20 protein-coding genes are annotated in these 19,531 nt (G+C 47.0%); 9 read left to right on the top strand and 11 right to left on the bottom strand.

Features of this window, described 5'->3' with window-relative positions:
* The first annotated feature begins 54 nt into the window (after positions 1 to 54).
* A complete protein-coding gene (locus tag ACSYSY_RS04310) occupies positions 55 to 303 on the top strand; it encodes an acyl carrier protein (RefSeq protein ID WP_491708067.1) in 249 nt (82 codons plus the stop codon).
* 1 nt (position 304) lies between these two features.
* Positions 305 to 1,504 carry a serine palmitoyltransferase gene (gene spt / locus ACSYSY_RS04305; protein WP_491708066.1) on the top strand — a complete coding sequence of 400 codons (1,200 nt, stop codon included), beginning with the start codon at positions 305 to 307 and terminating at the stop codon, positions 1,502 to 1,504.
* A 26-nt stretch (positions 1,505 to 1,530) separates the two neighbouring features.
* Here spt and ACSYSY_RS04300 read toward each other — a convergent pair whose 3' ends face one another.
* Positions 1,531 to 2,457: a hypothetical protein gene (locus tag ACSYSY_RS04300; RefSeq protein ID WP_491708065.1), complete on the bottom strand. Its 927-nt coding sequence runs from the start codon at positions 2,455 to 2,457 to the stop codon at positions 1,531 to 1,533.
* Positions 2,450 to 3,415 carry a diacylglycerol kinase family protein gene (locus ACSYSY_RS04295; RefSeq protein ID WP_491708064.1) on the bottom strand — a complete coding sequence of 322 codons (966 nt, stop codon included), beginning with the start codon at positions 3,413 to 3,415 and terminating at the stop codon, positions 2,450 to 2,452. The genes ACSYSY_RS04300 and ACSYSY_RS04295 overlap by 8 nt, the downstream gene beginning before the upstream one ends.
* A gap of 162 nt (positions 3,416 to 3,577) precedes the next feature.
* Between ACSYSY_RS04295 and ACSYSY_RS04290 the strand changes: the two genes are divergently transcribed.
* From ACSYSY_RS04290 to ACSYSY_RS04270, 5 genes are read left to right on the top strand one after another with little or no spacing between them, the layout of a single operon-like run.
* The gene (locus ACSYSY_RS04290) at positions 3,578 to 4,510 is read left to right on the top strand and encodes a metallophosphoesterase family protein (RefSeq protein WP_491708063.1); all 933 of its coding nucleotides are present in this window, start codon (positions 3,578 to 3,580) and stop codon (positions 4,508 to 4,510) included.
* Positions 4,507 to 5,664, top strand: coding sequence for an LptF/LptG family permease (locus ACSYSY_RS04285; protein ID WP_491708062.1), 1,158 nt, complete (start codon positions 4,507 to 4,509; stop codon positions 5,662 to 5,664). The genes ACSYSY_RS04290 and ACSYSY_RS04285 overlap by 4 nt, the downstream gene beginning before the upstream one ends.
* Positions 5,661 to 6,752: an LptF/LptG family permease gene (locus tag ACSYSY_RS04280; RefSeq protein WP_491708061.1), complete on the top strand. Its 1,092-nt coding sequence runs from the start codon at positions 5,661 to 5,663 to the stop codon at positions 6,750 to 6,752. The genes ACSYSY_RS04285 and ACSYSY_RS04280 overlap by 4 nt, the downstream gene beginning before the upstream one ends.
* On the top strand, positions 6,749 to 7,558 hold the full coding sequence (locus ACSYSY_RS04275; RefSeq protein WP_491708060.1) for a sterol desaturase family protein: 810 nt from the start codon (positions 6,749 to 6,751) through the stop codon (positions 7,556 to 7,558). Before ACSYSY_RS04280 ends, ACSYSY_RS04275 begins: the two co-directional genes overlap by 4 nt.
* Entirely contained in the window at positions 7,555 to 8,310 is a 756-nt protein-coding gene (locus ACSYSY_RS04270) for a nucleotidyltransferase family protein (RefSeq protein WP_491708059.1), read from the top strand. The genes ACSYSY_RS04275 and ACSYSY_RS04270 overlap by 4 nt, the downstream gene beginning before the upstream one ends.
* Here ACSYSY_RS04270 and ACSYSY_RS04265 read toward each other — a convergent pair.
* Complete coding sequence (locus ACSYSY_RS04265; protein WP_491708058.1) at positions 8,267 to 9,202, bottom strand: glucosamine inositolphosphorylceramide transferase family protein; 936 nt, start codon at positions 9,200 to 9,202, stop codon at positions 8,267 to 8,269. The genes ACSYSY_RS04270 and ACSYSY_RS04265 overlap by 44 nt on opposite strands.
* Before the next feature lie 116 nt (positions 9,203 to 9,318).
* Here ACSYSY_RS04265 and ACSYSY_RS04260 point away from each other — a divergent pair, with 116 nt between their 5' ends.
* Positions 9,319 to 10,128 (top strand): inositol monophosphatase family protein, encoded by an 810-nt coding sequence (locus ACSYSY_RS04260; RefSeq protein WP_491708057.1) that lies wholly within the window; start codon positions 9,319 to 9,321, stop codon positions 10,126 to 10,128.
* Positions 10,129 to 10,171: 43 nt separating this feature from the next.
* Complete coding sequence (locus ACSYSY_RS04255; protein ID WP_491708056.1) at positions 10,172 to 10,996, top strand: lipid-binding SYLF domain-containing protein; 825 nt, start codon at positions 10,172 to 10,174, stop codon at positions 10,994 to 10,996.
* 8 nt (positions 10,997 to 11,004) lie between these two features.
* On the opposite strand, the gene mltG is transcribed toward ACSYSY_RS04255, so the two are convergent.
* From mltG to ACSYSY_RS04215, 8 genes are all read right to left on the bottom strand, one after another.
* Positions 11,005 to 12,072: an endolytic transglycosylase MltG gene (gene mltG, locus ACSYSY_RS04250; protein WP_491708055.1), complete on the bottom strand. Its 1,068-nt coding sequence runs from the start codon at positions 12,070 to 12,072 to the stop codon at positions 11,005 to 11,007.
* A gap of 40 nt (positions 12,073 to 12,112) precedes the next feature.
* Positions 12,113 to 13,405 (bottom strand): beta-ketoacyl-ACP synthase II, encoded by a 1,293-nt coding sequence (gene fabF / locus ACSYSY_RS04245; RefSeq protein WP_491708054.1) that lies wholly within the window; start codon positions 13,403 to 13,405, stop codon positions 12,113 to 12,115.
* A 103-nt stretch (positions 13,406 to 13,508) separates the two neighbouring features.
* On the bottom strand, positions 13,509 to 13,751 hold the full coding sequence (locus ACSYSY_RS04240; protein WP_489805296.1) for an acyl carrier protein: 243 nt from the start codon (positions 13,749 to 13,751) through the stop codon (positions 13,509 to 13,511).
* 158 nt (positions 13,752 to 13,909) lie between these two features.
* On the bottom strand, positions 13,910 to 14,653 hold the full coding sequence (gene fabG / locus ACSYSY_RS04235) for a 3-oxoacyl-[acyl-carrier-protein] reductase (protein WP_491708053.1): 744 nt from the start codon (positions 14,651 to 14,653) through the stop codon (positions 13,910 to 13,912).
* 12 nt (positions 14,654 to 14,665) lie between these two features.
* Positions 14,666 to 15,610, bottom strand: a complete 945-nt coding sequence (gene fabD / locus ACSYSY_RS04230) for an ACP S-malonyltransferase (protein WP_491708052.1) — start codon at positions 15,608 to 15,610, stop codon at positions 14,666 to 14,668.
* 41 nt (positions 15,611 to 15,651) lie between these two features.
* Positions 15,652 to 16,377, bottom strand: coding sequence for a glycine betaine ABC transporter substrate-binding protein (locus ACSYSY_RS04225; protein WP_491708051.1), 726 nt, complete (start codon positions 16,375 to 16,377; stop codon positions 15,652 to 15,654).
* A 129-nt stretch (positions 16,378 to 16,506) separates the two neighbouring features.
* A complete protein-coding gene (locus ACSYSY_RS04220) occupies positions 16,507 to 18,624 on the bottom strand; it encodes a M13 family metallopeptidase (RefSeq protein ID WP_491708050.1) in 2,118 nt (705 codons plus the stop codon).
* A gap of 29 nt (positions 18,625 to 18,653) precedes the next feature.
* A complete protein-coding gene (locus ACSYSY_RS04215; protein WP_491708049.1) occupies positions 18,654 to 19,481 on the bottom strand; it encodes an acyl-ACP desaturase in 828 nt (275 codons plus the stop codon).
* Positions 19,482 to 19,531 lie beyond the last annotated feature (50 nt).

The following is a 19,531-nucleotide window of genomic DNA, read 5'->3' as shown; positions in this document are numbered from 1 at the left end:
TTAGTCTTATTATAACCGGTTACAACAACAGGTTACAGAACCAGAGGTTTAGAAATGACAGAAACTGTCGCTGACATTGCCGAAATGATTACTCAGAAACTTCTGGCTAATCCAAAGGTTCCCCGTGACATTAACGGTGATAGCCGTATTGTAGAAGATCTGGCTTTTGACAGTCTTGCTGTCATGAATTTTGTGATGGAAATAGAAGACACTCTTGATGTTTCGGTCCCATTGGATAAATTGGCCGACATTAGAACAATTAATGATCTTGCAGCCTGCCTGTACGAGATCAAAGCTGGTTAATATGACTTCACTTTTTGCTAAACACGCCTCTCTTAAAGCGTCATTTGAGGGGCTGAAGGCCTTGAGCCCTCGCAATCCGTTCTCTGTTGTTATAGATCGTCCACTCTCAGCATCTGTAGGATTGATTGAAGGGCGTGAGACACTTCTTTTTGGCACAAATAACTATCTCGGCCTCAGCCAGTCAAAAAGAGCTGAAGACGCAGCCATAGAAACCGTTCGTTCCATGGGTGTTGGCACAACGGGGTCGCGTATCGCCAATGGTACACTCTCTCTTCATCAGAAGCTTGAGCAGAAACTTACCGAAGTTTTCCGCCGCAAGCATGCCATGGTTTTTTCAACAGGCTATCAGGCTAATCTGGGCACAATTTCTGCTCTGGTAAACAAGGATGACACCCTCTTTCTGGATGCTGACAGCCATGCCAGCATTTATGACGGGGCCAGACTTTCTGGTGCACAGGTTATCCGCTTCCGCCATAATGATCCTTCAGACCTTGACCGCCGCCTCACACGTGCCAAAGATTCCTCTGGAGCAAAATTGATTGTTGTTGAAGGTATTTATTCAATGACAGGCAATATTGCCCCTCTTAAGGAATTTGTTGAGGTAAAAAAACGCCACGACGTGCCTATCCTGGTCGATGAAGCTCATTCATATGGCGTTGTTGGTGAGCATGGCCGTGGCGTTGCTGAGTTGCAGGATTGCGAAGCAGATATTGATTTTGTCGTCGGCACTTTCTCAAAGGCATTAGGAACTGTCGGGGGCTATTGCGTTACCGACTATGATGAGATTGACCTCATTCGTCTTTGCTCTCGTCCTTATATGTTCACGGCCTCTCTTCCTCCTGAAGTGATCGCTGCAACATTGGCAAATTTTGAGGAAATACAGGCGCGCCCTCACCTCAGAAAGCAATTACAGCAGAACGCAGAGCGCCTTCATGCGGGGTTTAAGGCACTGGGTTTGCCAACAAGCCAATTTGTTTCACCCGTCATCGCCGTTACGCTTGAAGACGTTCCCACGGGGATTGCTTTCTGGAACAAACTTCTGGAAAAAGGCGTTTACGTGAATTTATCACTACCGCCTGCCACACCTGACGAACGTCCTCTATTGCGTTGTTCCGTCATGGCCGCTCATAGTTTTGGCCAGATTGATCAGGCTATTGAGACTTTCGGCGAAGTGGCCCGTGAGTTAGGCGTCATTAAATAACGACAACCCGGAAAGTGCGCCCTATTTTATAAGCGCACTTTCCGGAAATGCCATAAAACGAGCGGCAGACAAAGAACAGGGTGTTTCTTTTCAAACTCTGAAACATAAGGCCTCTGCCCCGTGTGACGCTCAATCTTCCAAAGAAGATAGGATAATCCATTTTCAAACGTAAAAGCCGCCTTGATCAGGCGCATCACGTTCAATGGTTTTCCTAATTTTTCAATATGTTTCCAGCGTAATTCAGCTTTCTTGCGGTTGCGTTCCGTAATATGAGGGCGCAGAATTTCATCCTGATATGTAACACTTAATCCTGCGGCTCTCCAGGCAGCGAGAAGACATTCCGTATAACGTGCCTGTTGCCCCTGAAGAATATTACGGCTTCTGCCTGTTTTCTCGACTCTTAACTCAGCTTTATAAGTTCTTGCAAAAAGTGAATGCCAGTAATTTTCCGAGGGAGCCTGCTCTGGGCCAAGAAGTGCTGCCCATAAGGAAGCCGTGATTACACAGCGCCTGACAGCTTCCAGTATCCTATCCGCAGCAACTGTATCTCTTACCCATATAAGTCTTACAGGCTGACAAAAACGCGCCCAGATCGTGGTATCGCAGGACTCTAATGATGAACGCGACAGGAACTGTTGATAGGATAATGTGGCGACTTTTGCCCTGTAAACTTTTCCTCCATAGGTCATCTCCACATAACACACATTGGGAGGAAGCAGTCGGTTCATGAAACGACTTATGAAGGGACCGGAAAAATCCTGGCAACGATCAACGATGATATAAAAATCCAATATACCATCAGGATCTGCCTGCCTCAAAAGAGAGCCGTAAAAAAGGACTCCCAGAGGCGGCCGAGGCAATTGCTCGGCCAGATATCCGGCAAAATTGGTAACAGCGTCTTCAACAGAAGACGTCAATTCATTAATAAGTGTTTCATTAAGATGATCAGACATGAAGAAACCTGAAGCTGGGGCCTCGCTCCAAAAGTAAATGTGAATCTACCGGAGGCGTAAAGACCTCACCATCAAGCACAAAATCACTTTCTGTGACAATATGAAACGTTTCAGTTCTATAGCTGGTATAATCAGGATGTTCCCTGAGCCACAGCGGTGCTTTCCCTCTTAAAAGATTGAAAAGCACTCCCGTGAAATTCTTCGGAAAGCTATTGACGTTAAGGAAATGAAATCCTTTGTCAGTCTCATCAGAATTCCAGAAAGGCCAGATATTATGCGACATTTTTTCCAGTCCAGAGGCCAGAAAAAGGAAACTTCTATCATCAGAATGTGACGTTTCACTCTCTTTTGATGTAGACCAGCTCATCGTGTCGCCACTCAGCCATTGATTGCGTGTCTTTCTCAAACACAGGCTCATGATGCTCGATAAAATCGTCAGGACAACAGCAAGATCATGCGGCGCAAATTTCAAAACTGTTGGAGAATGTGCAATCCTCACGGCCCTTGCATAGCCGGCGCACCCTCCAAACATGCCTAGGACAGGAGTGCGTTCCTCGTCACCAGGCCAGGAAATCTGTATAGGAGACCGTCTTTTATAGGAAAGCTTATGGGGCTCAAGAAGTCTTTTCAAAGTAGGTGCATGTCGACTTCCAAACCCGACATCACCAGCAATCAGATTTGTATTACCAGAAGGAATAACAGCAATATCGGGCAAAGCATCTTTAGGATAGATCGCAGCAATTGCCGTTAAACAGGAACTGACTGAACCATCTCCGCCGTTAATTGCAATCGTGGATATATCATTTTTACGCAGAAAACTTATATCATCAAGAAGTTGTTCATCATGGTGCGAGCGAATACAAAAATCCCCGAAATATGCTTTTGCATTCGAGAAAAATATCTCACCATCAGCACGATTTCGGAGACTCTTGGGATTATGAATAAAAGCTGTCTTCACGTAGCATCAAATCTTTTTCTATAAGGCGGGTCATTGAGAGCCATTGGCTCTCACTTCCAAAAGTTTGGTATTCTGATCTATCATAACCCGTTCTAAGAGGATAGAAAGGATAATCCTTATTCACAGGATTTAATGTTTCCTAAATGAATCATGATCTCTCAAATGTCTGAAATTTCATCTCACAGTCTTTCTGCCGCTACACAGAATTCAGCAGTAAGCCTGGCTCATATTTCTGACCCTCACCTCCCTCTTCCGAAGATTCATGTAAGAAAAATTTTAAATAAACGCGCTTTCAGCCTCGCTTTGTGGGTCAGTAAAAGACGACAACATCATCTTTTTGAGATCACTCAAGATATTATCAGAAATATCGAAACGCATAAGGAAATCAGCTCAATCCTGATTACGGGTGATCTGACTAATTTTGGCACCAGAGAGGAATTTGAAGCAGCACGAAAATGGCTGGAAAGCTTTTCAATTCCGCCAATCATTGTGCCGGGAAATCATGATACAATGATGCCTGAGCCATTTGAGGAGTCACTGGCTCTCTGGAAACCCTGGACGGGGCCGCACTTCCCTTTTGTAAGATTTATTAAAGATGTGGCCATTATCGGGCTTAACTCAGCTATCCCTACCCCACTATTCAAGGCTTATGGGCGTTTAGGGACCGATCAGTTGGAAAAGCTTTCTATAATCCTTGAAAAATTGGGAAAAGCTGGTTACTGCCGGATAGTCATGCTTCATCATCCTCCTAAAACAGGACTGATGGACCGGGTAAAAGCCTTACATGACATAAATGAATTTTCATCTGTTCTGCGAGAAAAAGGGGCTGAGCTTGTTCTTCATGGACACAGCCATAAGGCAACCTTTACTCATGTGGAAGGGGGTTCTGTTCCTCTCTTAGGGAGCAGTTCAGTTTCAATGAAACATGACTCAGTTTCGCGCAAAGCAGGGTGGACAAAAATTAAGTGTATTCCATCATCACAAAAGTGGGAGATTCAGCTTTCCCGCTTTGATAAAACAGGGCATATCTTGTGGCAGCATGAATGGAACACTGATCGGCAGATGATTACTCCTCTGCAGGAGCTAAGTTTTTGATAAGACTTCCGACCCTTGATCGATATCTTTATCGCCAGCTTATTCCACCATTTGTTGTGGCATTGACGACAATGCTGATCGCCCTGCTACTGGAGCGGCTTCTGGTTTTATTCAACCACCTGGCAAGTGCAGGCAGTTCTCTGGCGACATTAGTCAGTCTTTTAACGGATCTCCTCCCTCATTATATGGGGCTGGCCTTGCCGGCTGCTCTTTGTATCGCCGTTTTTCTGACCATCCATAAAATGAGTGAAGGTAACGAGATTGATGCCCTCAATGCCTCTCAAGTGCCCTTGTTACGCATTACGCTGCCTTACATAATGGTTGGTGCCATTCTGGGCGTATTAAGTGTTTTTCTATATGGCTATATCCAGCCTATTGCACGCTATGATTACCGTCAGGGTTTTTATTTTGCTCGCCATACTGGCTGGGCCCCTCATTTACAGTCTGAAATGTTTGCTGTGACATCAAAAAATACAATGCTCACAGCCGATCATGTGGACCATGGAGGATCCCGCTTACATCACGTTTTTATCCGTGACCTTAAAAAAGACGGCAGTACACAGCTCATTACAGCTGAAAAGGGCTTATTGACCATTTCTGAAGCACTTCAGGCGACAGAATTAAGTTTATGGAACGGTCAGATTATGACAATCAAAATAACTGATACCGCTGATTCTCCTGTGACGATTACCCATTTTGAACATGTGACAAAAGTTTTAGAGCGCTCAAAAAGTCTGAAATCATTCCGTTCTAGAGGGCAGGATGAACGTGAATTGACGCTCTTTGAACTGATCCATGATTTGAAAAACGGGAACAGCAAAATTTCTCATCGCACCTTACGGGCCGAGCTTGACTTCAGGCTGACTCGCGCTCTTGCTATTCCCTTTATTCCTTTAATTGCTGCCGCTTTTGCCATCGGACAAAAAAGAAGACGCTCTCCATTGGGGCAGATCCTGCTGGCGGCTATCCTGGTCGGATTTGATGAAATTCTCTTATTCGGCCACAGTCTATCATCTGAAGGAAGTGCCTCTGTCTGGCTGACACTCTGGTTGCCTGAAGTTATCTTTTGCACGGCATGCGTCCTGGCCTTGCTGACGAAATCACAGCTGATCCACTGGGGTTCAAAAACACCGCGAAAGAAAGAGGCAGCGTGAGTAATTCTTTCCCTCATCACGTCCTTGCGCGAGCCTTTCTGAAACCTCTGTTGGGCAGAATCCTGCTTTGTGCTGTTGTCCTAACGGCTTTATTGGAGATTCTTGCCCTCCTCGAAGAAGCGTCTGATATCCTGAACCGTCATTTGGGAATGCATGGATTACTGAAATTCCTGCTCCTACATATGCCGGCCATGACGACTGAAATCATGCCACTTTCCGTTATGATTGGCGCACTCTTTACGCTGCTTCAGATGTCGCTTTCCAATGAAATCGCCATCCTGAGATCCTCGGGACTCTCACCCTGGGATATGTATAAGCATTTTCTTCCCGCCCCTATTCTTGTCAGCTTCCTGACAATCATCATGCAATTCTGGATTGTTCCTCCCTGCGAACAGGCCTTGAATAAATGGTGGAATGTCACGGATACAGCTCATAGTGATATTCCAAACCTATGGTACAGGGAAAAAGGAAATATTGTTCATATTGAACAAGTGCTTGACGGAGGTAACCTCCTGAAGTCCGTGACCCTTTATCATCGTGACCCCAAAAACGGAATTCTTGTAAGCAGCCTGCACTTTAATAGTCTGACGGTAAAAAATGCTCACTGGACCTCTTCTGAAAAAGGTTTATTAACGTCTCTTGATCATGATCAAAATAAGGCACATGTTATAAGCTATGATGGTGAGGTGCCGCTTTTAGCCTCACAAAAACAGATTTTGAATATGACTCTGAAGGATGTTTACTACACACCAGCGCAGCTCTGGCATGCCATTACGCAGAAATCTCCGAGCAGTTTGCCGCCCTCTAATTATCTGATGGCATTTTTCTCAACTGTTTTTTTGCCCCTGCAAATGGCTGTAATGCTTTTAATTGCCTTTCCTGTGACTTATATCCCTCCTCGTGCCGGTTTGAGAAATCCTCTTCCGGTTTATGTGATGGCTTCAGGATTGGGGATGGTAATTTTACAAGGAATGATTTCTGCCCTGGGAAACGCAGGCTCATTGCCAATTTTTCTGGCGGTCTGTTCAGGACCTGTTATTGCGACCCTCTTTAGTCTGGCTTGGATTTTGCGCCTGGAGGAAAGATGAACTCGATTAAAACCTTCCTACAAAACACAACACTGCTCCGTAAGGGAAGGAGTTATGACCTGGGTAAGATGAATCTTATGCAGCTTTGGGCTGCCTATCTCACGTACCCTACAATCCTCCTATATTTTGCGCTTACGCTCCTGAGTGCCTATCTCAGCATCCATTATATGAACAATTTCTGGATGTCTGTCATTCCGGTCCCTCTGGTTGTCTTTATTTACCCGATTGTCTGGTATCTGCTCCATCGGTACATTCTCCATGGGCGTCTTTTTTATCGGAACCCTATTACGGCTTCTTTATGGAAGCGTATTCATTTCGATCACCATCAGGATCCGCATTTACTGGAGGTCCTGTTCGGGTCGCCCTTTAATACGATCCCTACAATGGCAATCGTGACGATGCCGATTGGTTATCTGATCGCTGGTTGGAGTGGCGCTTGGTCTGCGCTTGCAACGGCTCTAGTCATGACCTGTATTTATGAATTTTTCCATTGCATCCAGCATCTTGCCTATAAGCCACGCTCCAAATGGGTGATTTATATCAAGCAGTTACATGTCCTGCATCATTTCCACGATGAAAAAGGAAATTTCGGGATTACAAACTACCTGCTCCTTGATCGCCTTTTTAATACCTTTTACCGTGAAGCCAAAGAACGCCCCAAAAGCCCATTTGTCTTCAATCTTGGTTACACACTTGAAGAGGCAGAACGTTATCCCTGGGTGATGAAGAAAACCGGTGCTCCTCCACGTGATAAACCTGACCCGGCACGCACACCAACTAAAGAAGAAATGTCCAAAAGAGCATGAGCCTCCCTGTTCTCATACTCGCTGGTTCACGTTATGGAGAACGTGAACCTCTGGCATTACATGGACGTGTTTCCCATAAAGCGCTCCTCCCTGTTGGAGGAAAGCCCATGATTGAACGTGTGGTGGAAACACTTGAAAAAACTGATGGTCTAGGGCCTTTATGGGTCTCGATTGAAAATCCTGAATGTCTTTCTTTCCTCGGTGACCGCATTAAAATTCTTCCTGCCGCTTCAACTCCCAGTGAAAGTGTGCTTCAGGCTGTAAAAAAAATTGGTGTCCCCTGCCTGATTACAACAGCAGATCATGCATTGCTTCAACCTGAGTGGATTTATGAGTTTTTGCAAAAAAGCCGCGACAGTCAGGCAGATATGACCGCAGGAGTGGCAAGTGCTGAAACGATTATAAGAGACGTTCCCGGCACAAAGCGCACATATATCCCTCTGTCAGATCTTTCTTTCTCGGGATGTAATCTTTTCTGGATGAATTCTCCCAAAGCGATCAATATCATTATCCTTTGGCAGAAACTTCAGCAAAATCGCAAACATCCTTTAAAAATGGCTCTGACACTGGGAATCCCAACACTTCTGAAAGCGCTGGTAAGGCAACTGAGTGTTCAGGGCCTGGAAAAGCGGCTTTACCATCTTACAGGTGCACGCGCCCGGTTTATCCTTCTTTCAGACGGACGCGCTGCTGTCGATGTCGATAAAATCAGTGATCTGACTTTGGCCGAACAACTTCTGAAAAAACTTTAACACCGCGTTCAAGGTAGCTTTTCAGAATGTTGGCGGGTTTCTTCAGAGATAGAGTCTCTTTCTTGATATCAATCAGACTGACAGTCCCGGCAGCAGAGAGGGTCCGCATTCCGTCAGAATAATGAGTCGTAAGACTGGCCGGGAAATCCAGAGACCTCCCTCCAATAAGAAGCGGTCTCCCTGTGCCAAAATTTTCGAAACGTAAGAGCCTTAACCCTCCTCCTGGCGTACGTCTGTTTTGTTGTACAGGAAGGTAGACTGTTCCATCCAGATAAACAGGTGTGCCACCCGGCACAGCACCACCACGATCTGTCAGAAAAGCGCCCATATCAGCCCATTGTCCTGTGAGATTTTCAGCAACGGCAATATGCAGGGTATCCTGTTTGTCATGAACAGACTTCGTCGGTGCCCAAAAAAGCCACCAACGGTGATCGAAATAAAAGGGCGTTCCATTCATGACGCTTAATGGAAAGTTAAAAGAAGGCACTTTTTTCCATTTATTGGGGAAATCAATAGCCTGATAGAGAGTCAGGCACCCGGTTCCATCGGCTGCTCCTGGCAGAAGATAAAACGTCCCTTCATGCTCAAACACATAGGGATGGAAAAGATTCCATTCTTCTTCCAAAGCCAAAGAATCAGAAAGCAATATAAAATTTCTATCGTAGCAAAGAACTCTAATATTACTTTTAAGAGTCTCTTTATTATATGACTTTACAAATATATATAGATTATCATCTTTCCAGATCCCAAATGGATCAGATATAGTAAAGTTGTCATTTACAGAGGGTAGAAGCGTAATATTATGATTGCCAAACCCATAATCGGAAATAATCTCTTTTACAGGAGTATGTACGATGGCTGAACACCAATTTTCTTCTTGATAAAACGACATAAAAACATCCCATAGTTGAGCGTTCCAGAGACTATCAAAATGCTTTATAAGTCCTATGATAATCCCCTTATTCTCCTATAGAATATAACATTTTTGGCAAATAAAACGGAAAATAAATGACAGAAAACCCAATAAGTGATGAAGGAGAAATCACGCTCCGCTTTTACGCTGCCAAAGCAATCCTTGCTGAGGCAGCGACCTTGGCCTTGTCTTTGCTCCCTGCTCCAGGTGCCCCATCGGCTACCTTAAAAGGGCGCCAGGATTACGTGACTGAAGCAGACCGTGCTGTAGAAGCCATGATCTCACAACGTCTTGCGGCACTTTTCCCGGAAGATGGCTTCATTGGTGAAGAAAATGGTGAACAGGCTCAAGGCACGTACCGCTGGGTGCTGGACCCCATTGATGGGACATCAAATTTCGCGCGCGGACGTAATCGCTGGTGTATTTCCCTCGGTCTGATGAAAAATGAGCGTCCTGTTGCCGGGATTATCAATGCCCCCGCTTTAAATGAAGTCTTTACAGCGATTGAAGGGAAAGGCGCTTATCTTAACGGGAAACCGATACAAGCTGCCACATGTACTGATCTTAACAAGTCCATGATTGAAATTGGCTGGTCCCCTTTTGTTCCACTGGAATGGTGGCAGGAAAAAACGACGACTCTTCTCAAGCTCGGTGCCATGCCCCGCTCGTTGGGATCTGGCGCATTGGCTCTGGCAGATGTCGCCTGTGGGCGCTCTGACGGATACCTTGAAAAAGTCATATATATTTGGGATGTTGCAGCAGCATTAATTATTTTGAAAGAATCAGGGGCTCGCGTCTCTCCTTTCATTAAAATGGGTGGGCTGAAAGAAAAAACAACAATTCTGGCAACTGCACCAGCTATTGCTAATGAACTTTCTCAGGCTTTTGGTGTAGAAATCTTGTAATATGAAGGCATTCTCTGGCCTTTTACCTGTGGAGATCACGAACTTGACCCGCTTTTCCTTTTTGCAAAAAACCTCTTTATTGTTTGCAGCAGGACTGCCTTTTTTATCACTGGCAGCCTGCTCTTCCGACGAAGAACAGACATCAGCTGCGCAGCAACAGATCCTGGTTGATCAGGCGACCGTAACTGTTCAATCCATCTTTGGTAAAAGCAAACCCTCTTCAGCCATTCACTCTTATCTGGACAAATCCAAAGCCGTCATGATTTGTCCATCTATTGTGCATATGTCCGTCGTATTTGGTGGTTCCGGCGGGAAATGTGTACTCCTGAGCAGAGATGCCCGCAATTCATGGTCTGATCCTGCTTTTTATAGCCTGAGTGCCGGGTCATTTGGCCTACAGCTGGGTTATCAGAGCTCCCAGATGATCTTTTTTATTATGACCCAGAAAGGCATACAGGTTCTGCTCGATCATCAATTCAAATTTGATGCGAATGCAAGCGCCTCTTTCACAAGCCTGAACAGCAGTGCGCTGGCAGGTGGCACAAGCGCTGTCCATAGCGATATTTATGCTGTGCAGACTGCCAATGGCGTGTTTGCCGGCGCGGCTCTGGGCGGAAGCAAGCTTGCGGTCGATAGTGCTGCCAATCACGCCTATTATCATCAGATCGTCGGACCTGAAGATATCATCATCAATATGCGTGTTAACAATACAGCTGCTGATCCCTTACGCCGTATTCTGATGAATCCGGGTGCGAATGACACTGTCTCTGACAGCGATGACTCCAGCAATCAGAGCAACTCGCAAGCGGGAAGCGGCAAAAAAATCGATTCCAACGCTGACAATGTTTCCAGCGAAGACATTAAATAACTGTCAATTTACTGCTTAGGAGCAGCAGACAGGGCACGGCGATAAGCTTTTACGTGCCGTGTCTGCTCTTCAAGTGTTTTAGCAAAGTTATGGCCACCCTGGCCTGTCGCCACAAAATAAAGCTCCTCCCCGTCAGCTGGATGAGCGGCCGCAACGAGAGAATCCAGACCCGGGCTGCAGATAGGCCCTGGTGGTAAGCCTGTTATCTGGTACGTGTTATAAGGGCTTTCTACCAGTAAATCCTCATGGGTCAGCGAATGATCCAGTGCCGCTTTTCCACCGGTTAGAGCATAAATAACGGTCGGGTCTGTCTGTAACTTCATTCCCTTTTTCAGGCGATTTAAAAAAACACGGGCTACACGTGGTCTTTCTGATGGGAGTGAAGTTTCCCGCTCTATAAGTGACGCCAGAACAACCAGTTCCTGAGGGGTATGGATCACTTCATCAAGCGCTTTTTTGTCACGTCCCTCCCAAACTTTCTGCAAAGTAACGGCCATAAGATGCTGCATACGTTTCGTCAGCAATGAGCGCTCAGTGTCTCTTTGATAAGAGAACGTTTGCGGGAAAACCGTTCCTTCAGTCAAAGCGGGTACGTCACCTTTCAAGAATGGGGCTTCTTGAAGGAGTTTTGTAATCTGGGCTGCAGTCAAGCCCTCGGCAATTGTGATATTATGCGACACAGCCTTGCCATGCCGAAGGATTTCAAGACTATGGGCAATTGAAACACGTTCAGGAAAAGAGAATTCAGCAGCTTGGATAGCTCCCTCTTTAGCCGTAAGTTTCGTCACAAACTGGAAAAATAAAGAAGAGACTTGTCCCTTTCCAAGAACACCATTCTCTTGCAGAACTGTAACGACTTGTTTCATGCTTCCCCGGGGAATCAAAACAGTCTTACTTTCTGATAACGGCCCTGGATCTGTATAATGCCCATAACCTGCCATAACAGCAGACAGAACAAATAATATAGCCGCAAAAACGAAATATCTGGGCCGCAGGAACCGTTTAAGAAAAGACTTCCCAGAGGTATCCTGAGACGGAGCTTCCGATTCCGGATCTGGAGAAGATGACGAAGCCATTACAGATCACACCCCCTCCTTGCCATTATCCCTTTCAAAATCAAGGGATAAAACGTTTTAGCACAATACTGGCGTTCGTGCCTCCGAATCCGAAACTATTGGAAAGAGCAACATCAATCTTACGGCGCTGCGCCTCATGCGCGACACGGTCAATAACACTCTCAGTTTGGGGGTTATCAAGATTTAACGTTGGAGGCGCAACACCATCGCGAATGGCCTGAAGGCAGAAAATTGCCTCGACTGCACCAGCCGCACCCAATAAATGTCCGATAGCGGATTTTGTGGAAGACATCGCCAATTTACGCGCACTATCCCCGAAAAGACGCTCAGTTGCCTGAAGCTCAAGATCATCAGCCATTGTTGATGTGCCATGAGCATTGACATAGTGCACATCAGCAGGCGTGACACGTGCATCTTTCAGAGCCGCGACCATGGCTCTATAAGCCCCTTGATGCCCTTCAGCCGGGGCTGTGATATGGTAAGCATCCCCAGAGAGGCCATAGCCCCCAATTTCACCATAAATCTTGGCACCACGTTTACGGGCATGTTCATATTCTTCGAGAACGACAACCCCCGCTCCCTCACCCATAACAAAGCCGTCACGGTCCTTGTCCCACGGACGGGATGCTTTCTGCGGTGTATCGTTAAACCCGGTGGAAAGTGCACGTGCTGAGCAGAAACCTGCAATGCCCAAAGCACAGATTGCAGCTTCAGCACCGCCTGCAATCATCACATCAGCATCGCCATGCTGGATCAGGCGAGAGGCATCACCAATCGCATGCACGCCGGTCGCACAGGCTGTTACGACTGCGTGATTAGGCCCTTTAAAGCCATAGCGAATGGATAAGTGCCCGGAAATCAGATTAATCAATGAAGAAGGGATAAAGAACGGCGACAGGCGTCTGGCTTTACCGCTGGAAACAGTCAATGAACCTTCATAGATTGTTTGCAGTCCACCAATTCCTGAACCGATCATAACACCGGTCGCACAACGGTCTTCCTCACCTTCGGGCTTCCAGCCAGAATCTTCAACAGCCTGTATAGCCGCTGCAAGGCCAAGATGAATAAAACGATCCATCTTTTTCTGATCCTTGACAGGCACCCAGTCTGATAATGTCAGACCGCCTTCTGCTGTTGGGCCATCAGGCACCTGACCCGCAATCTTTGCGGGCAGGTCTGAGGGACTGTCAGGGTCAAAATGAGTGATACGGTCTATCCCCGAATGAGACTCAATAAGACGTTTCCAGGTAAGCTCTGCCCCAACGGCGAGAGGACTTACGACCCCTATACCTGTAACAACAACACGTTTCTTATTTGTATCAGCCCCGTCCATCGACGCACCATCTCACTCATCTAATCATAACGGAGCCCTTTAAAAAGCGGGACTCCGCCAATAAAGTAAAGGGGAAACCGTTCCCCGATCCTCTTTTAAAAAATCAAGCAGCTTTCTGCTTGCTGATATAGTCAATTGCATCGGCAACTGTAGCAATTTTTTCAGCTGCGTCTTCAGGAATCTCAACAGAGAAAGCTTCTTCAAAAGCCATGACCAGTTCAACTGTATCAAGGCTGTCTGCGCCCAGATCATCAATGAATGATGCTTCCGGTGTGACTTTACTTTCTTCAACGCCGAGATGCTCTACGACAATTTTCTTAACTTTATCAGCAATTTCGTTGCTCATTTGCCTTTTATCCTTCTACCCTCAAGGGGCTCTAAGAAAAACTCTGTCCGCTATCGATTGGTCAAAGATAGCATACCGTTGCGTGACAGACCCAATAAGTGACCTATCAGACAAAGCTGCTCGCGCTTAGCACGCTTTGCCCTCAAAGGCCAAGCTTTTCAGACCATCGCCATGCCACCATTGACATGGAGTGTGGTACCAGTGACCCATCCTGCTTCATCTGAAGCAAGATAAAGTACTGCTGAAGCAATATCCTCAGGGCTTCCCATACGACCCAGAGGAATGGAACCCAGAAGTTTCTGTTTCACCGAATCAGGAAGAACATCCGTCATCGGAGTTTCAATAAAACCAGGTGCGACGACATTGACTGTCACGCCTCTTGATCCAGCTTCCTGCGCCAGTGCCTTACTCATACCGATCAGCCCTGCTTTAGCCGCAACATAGTTGGCTTGTCCAGGGTTTCCCGTCACACCGACAATGGAGGAAATGGAAATAATCCGCCCGGAACGGCGCCGTAACATACCTTTAAGGGCTGAACGTGCCAGACGGAAAGGACTTTCAAGATCCAGTGTGATAACGTCAGTCCAGTCTTTATCCTTCATACGGATCGCCAGAGTATCACGTGTCAGACCGGCATTATTGACGAGGATATCCAGAGTCTGGCCCGCCAGTTCCTCAGCACGCTCAATCAGATTATCAGACTGTTCTGCTTCTGAAAGATTGGCTGTCAGGCAAAAGACGCGTTCATTACCCATTGACTGGGCCAGTTCCTGTAAAACAGCCTCACGCGTCCCTGTCAGGACAACACTGGCACCCTGAGCATGCAATGTGCGTGCAATCGCTGCCCCGATCCCGCCTGTCGCTCCTGTAACCAGAGCAAGTTTACCAGAAAGTGAAAACATGACCGTTCTTCCTTAGAGTGTTTTCAACATTGTTTCAATTTCAGCGGGAGTCCCGGCAAAATCAGCGATCAGATCAGGAGCAACACGGCGCCCTAAACCGGTTAGGACTTTTCCTGCACCCAGTTCATGCTGATGCGTTATACCAAATTCTGCAAAATGTAACACTGTTTCACGCCATCTGACCTGGCCGGTCACCTGCTCAACCAAATGTTTGCGAAAGGATTCCGCATCACGGGTCGGGCGCACTGTCACATTGGGCAGCACGTCAATCTGTGCATTCTCAAGAGCTGTATGAGCCAGAGCTTCCGCCATTTCTCTGGCAGCCGGCTCCATCAGTGATGAATGAAATGGTGCCGATACAGGAAGTTTTACGGCCCGTTTGACGCCTGTATCCTTTGCCAGAGGGATCACTCTGTCAATGGCATCCATTGTGCCGGAAACAACAATCTGTCCTCCACCATTATCATTGGCAAGTTCGAGCACACCATCCCAGGCAGCAGCTTCACAAAGCTCACGAGCTTTTGCAGGCTCTACCCCTATCAAGGCTGCCATTCCGCCTTGCCCTGCTGGAACAGCCCGTTGCATCGCCTGCCCTCTCAGGCGAAGCAGACGTGCGCCATCGACCAGGCTCAGAACACCGGCTGCTGCGAGAGCGGAATATTCGCCAAGTGAGTGACCTGCGACACATTCCCCTTTCTCGGCAAGAGAGAAATTCCCTTCACTCTCAAGCACGCGGGTCACTGCAAGAGAGGTCGCGAACAAGGCAGGCTGAGCGTTCTCAGTCGCAGTTAATTCGGCGGGGTCTCCCTCAAACATGATACGGGACAGAGACTGCCCCAGCGCCTCATCAATTTCCTGAAAGACAGCTTTGGCGACAGGAAAGGTTTTATACAGTTCCAATCCCATGCCAACAAACTGGCTTCCTTGACCTGGAAAAACAAAAGCGTGACGTGACATGCAGTTCCTTGCTCTGATAATTTAAAAACAACCAAATGATCTTAACGACCAATCAAACGACCTCTCTGCCAGGACTCAGCGGCGCTTTCCGGATCATGACCATCAATTGAAACGGCATAATCCAAAGCACTCATGACGCGATTGCCAAGCATCATACCGGCAAGCTCATCATAGAGGTCCTCATCCATTTCTTCGCGCAGACCAGGGCGCATAATAAGCTGCGCCTTGAGTTCGCCGCCCAGAACCCCGGCATCGTCTGAAAGAATTTGAAGCATATCTGTATGAAAGACGGCATGAGGTTGCCACGTCACAATCAACGGATTATCGCTTCCTTCTCCCAGAGTCTGGACCTGTTGAAATAAGGCAGCCTCTCCCACAATTTCAAGTGGCAGAGCTTCCAGATCACTCCGCAGAGCACGTGCAGACCGGAGGATTTCTTCAGCTTCATCTGTGACAATAATTCTGGAAAAATCACTTCCCTGCCAATTTGAAGGCACCAAGGTCCCCGCTTTAGAAGCGAAAACAACCTGTGGCCGATAAATATCGCCAAAAACCTCACACCCTTCAACCAGAACATTCTGATCTCTGGGCAGCCAGGCAGAGACGAGTAAATCTATTTCTGCCGTATCAAGCGCTTCCTGCCGCTCATCTGCTCCTAAATCAACGTAGGATACATCAACACCGTGAGCCTCTATAATCCTTGCAACTGCACTCGCACAGGCGCCATGCAGAGCCGTATATAAATGCCCGATTGAAAGATGGGACATAAAAGCTGCCTCTCCTGACAATAAATCTATGAAGAGGGCATAAACGCCCTCTTCATATTTGTGAAGTCTTTCTCTCTCTTTTCAGTATTTTTACGATCAGAGAAAAACTCCCATAATGGCTTTCCAGCCTTACCAGATTGTTACGCGTTCCTGTTGTGGTAAATAAAGTTTCTGTCCGGTTACAACCCCGAATGCGGGGTACCAGTCATCTATATTACGCACGGGTATATTGACGCGCATCATGGCCGGAGCATGTTCATTGGAGATCACCTGACGGCGCAGTGCGTCAGGGCGATCCTTTTCCCTCCAGACCTGTGCCCAGCCGAGGAACACCCTCTGCACACCGGTTAAACCATATTTCAGATCCATAGCGTGCGTTTTGGCGGAATCCTTATAAGCCTGTAATGCCAGATTCAGCCCACCAAGATCAGCAATATTCTCCCCCATTGTCATAGTCGGATTGACATGCAAGCCGGGAAGAATTTCAGGTTCTGCATATTCTTTTCCCAGGCGCTGCGCCAAAGCATCAAATGCCTGAGAGGAGCTTTTGCTCCACCAGTCATGCAGCCGTCCCGTTTCATCATAATGACGGCCCTGATCATCAAAACCATGGCTCATTTCATGACCGATCACACCACCAATGGCCCCATAATTAACAGCCACGTCTCCTTTGGGGTCAAAAAAAGGCGGTTGCAGAATGGCTGCAGGAAAAACCACTTCATTCATGGTCGGGTTGTTATAGGCATTGACTGTTTGTGGCGTCATATCCCATTCATCACGGTCAACGGGACGATCCAGACGATCCAGACGGTGTTGCCAGTTAAAGGCCGCGGCTCTGGATGCATTGCCATAAACATCATTTTTCTGCACAACAAGCTTGCTGTAATCCCACCATTTTGAGGGATAACCGACTTTGACGGTAAAATGTTCAAGCTTGGTGAGAGCGGCCTTTCTGGTCGCTTCGTCCATCCAGTGATTTTGTTCCAGACGTGTTTTAAAGGCACTCTTCAAATCACTGACAAGCGCCGTAATCTGTGTTTTGGCGTCTTCCGGAAAATAATGCTGCACATAAACGCGCCCTAATGCCCATCCCATTGCCTGGTTGGCAAGGCGCACGCCTCTTTTCCAGCGGACTGGCTCTTCCTTGACCCCCAGCAATGTCTTGCCGTTAAAGTTGAAAGATGCTTTTGAAAAATCCTGGGAAAGATAGGGAGCTGCATTATCAATCAGATGAAACGCCAACCATGCTTTCAGCGTTGGAAGAGCCGTCTGTGCCAATACACGGCTCATGGCGGCGATCGCTCCGGGTTCCCGGACATCGATTTCACGCATATCGAGATATTTGGTCGGGATATGCATTTCAGTCAGCATCATATCCCAGTCAAAATCCGGTGCTAACTGCTTTAATTTCCCTACAGTCATGGGGTTAAATGTTTTCAGAGGGTCACGTGTCTGATCACGAGGCCACTCCACTTTTGCTAAATTCGTTTCAAGCTCCAGAACGGCATTTGCATTGGCTGCAGGGTTATCCCACCCTGCAAGGGTCAGCATATGGGCGATATAATCCTGATAGGCCTTCTTTTTATCCTGAAGTTTGGGATCAGTATAATAGGAAATATCAGGCAACCCCAGGCCGCCGCTCACGCCAATGCTCATGCCTTGATCCACGAGCAACATATAGCGACTGGGATCCCTTTGATCCTGCTCGATATCAACGACAAAAGTGCTGAACATCAGGGAACGGGCAGCCTGACCAAAAACCCTGGCAATCTCACGTTGAGAGGAAAAAGATTTCAAATAGTCCAGATCTTTCTGCAGTGGTTTTGACCCGAGCTTATCTACTGCGTTCTGATCCATAAAGCTGGCATAATAAAGACCCAACTTACCGGCTTCGCTCGTGTCATCCATCTCGGTCTTGGACATCTGGTCCAATAAGTCTTTCTGACGGGCCAGAGACAATTCTGCAAGGATATGAAAAGCCCCATAACTGCTCATATCATCAGGGATTTTTAAATGATCGATATAATGACCATTGGAAAATTTATAAAAATCATCGCCAGGCTTGACGGTCAGATCCATCCCGAACTGATCGAACCCCCACCCGTTCTGATAAGGCTTCACAATATCCACAGTTCCAGCTCCATTACCAGCGGCCTGCGCTCCTGATACAGATAATGAAAGCCCGGCCCCCAGAGCCAGAAGGCTGCTATTATATTTCAAATGACGTATAAAACGTGACAAAATCATAATATCACTCCAGATAGATCAGGGATTTTTCAGCTCTGCAGACCAATTTGCCGGGCATATGCTCTCTGACGCCATTTCATGAGATGAAAGACCATATGGGCAATGGCTTTCTGTACTTTGGAATAAGGCGTCATACCGGACGTTTTGAAGATCATCGCCGTCACACGATCCAGATGTTTCTGCTGATAGAATTTCATTGCCCGGCCCATATAGGAAGCAATGCAGCGCTTGTGATCATAAGGGAGGTTATCAGCGTCATTGGTGATATAATACGCTGTTGCCAGTTCATCATCCTCACTTTCCAGAACGCGACTTAAGGCAATTTTCAGTCGTGCCCATTTCCCCAATTTTTCGCGCTCCAGATAACGGTGCATATGGTCGTAAAATAATTTGAAATGTCGGTATTCATCCGCTGCGATCTGCTTGCATAAGGCTTTGAGAACCGGCTCTTCCGTTGCGTCTGCCAAAGACGTGTAAAAAGAGGAAGTTCCGGTTTCAACCATGCAGCGCGCTATAAGCTCACCTGTTCTCGAACCACGGATAGAGGCAGAAACATCTGTATCAATCCGATAGGCGTCACGATAACGTTGAAACGCTTCCTTATAGTCCCATTCAGGATCGACGAGCATGGCCCACTTTCCCAGTGCATCGCCATGCTGCACTTCTTCCTCGGCCCAGTTGTCGGCGATTTGACTAAAAACGGGATCACCGACAAAAACATGTTTGAGATAAGCCGTATAATCGCGGGCATTACGCTCAACCACAGACGCTGCCTTGATCAGGGGAACAATGTCCGGATTTACTTTTGAGGGAACAAACCCTTCCCAGTTCATCTGTTCTATACGCCAGTGTTTCATATATTTCCCTCGTTTAAAGTGACAAACGATGTGGCTCTTTTCTTCTTGGC

This window comes from Aristophania sp. ESL1100, assembly GCF_058511235.1.
Note: the sequence above shows the minus strand (reverse complement) of the source record. Positions and strands in the feature narration are given on the sequence as shown.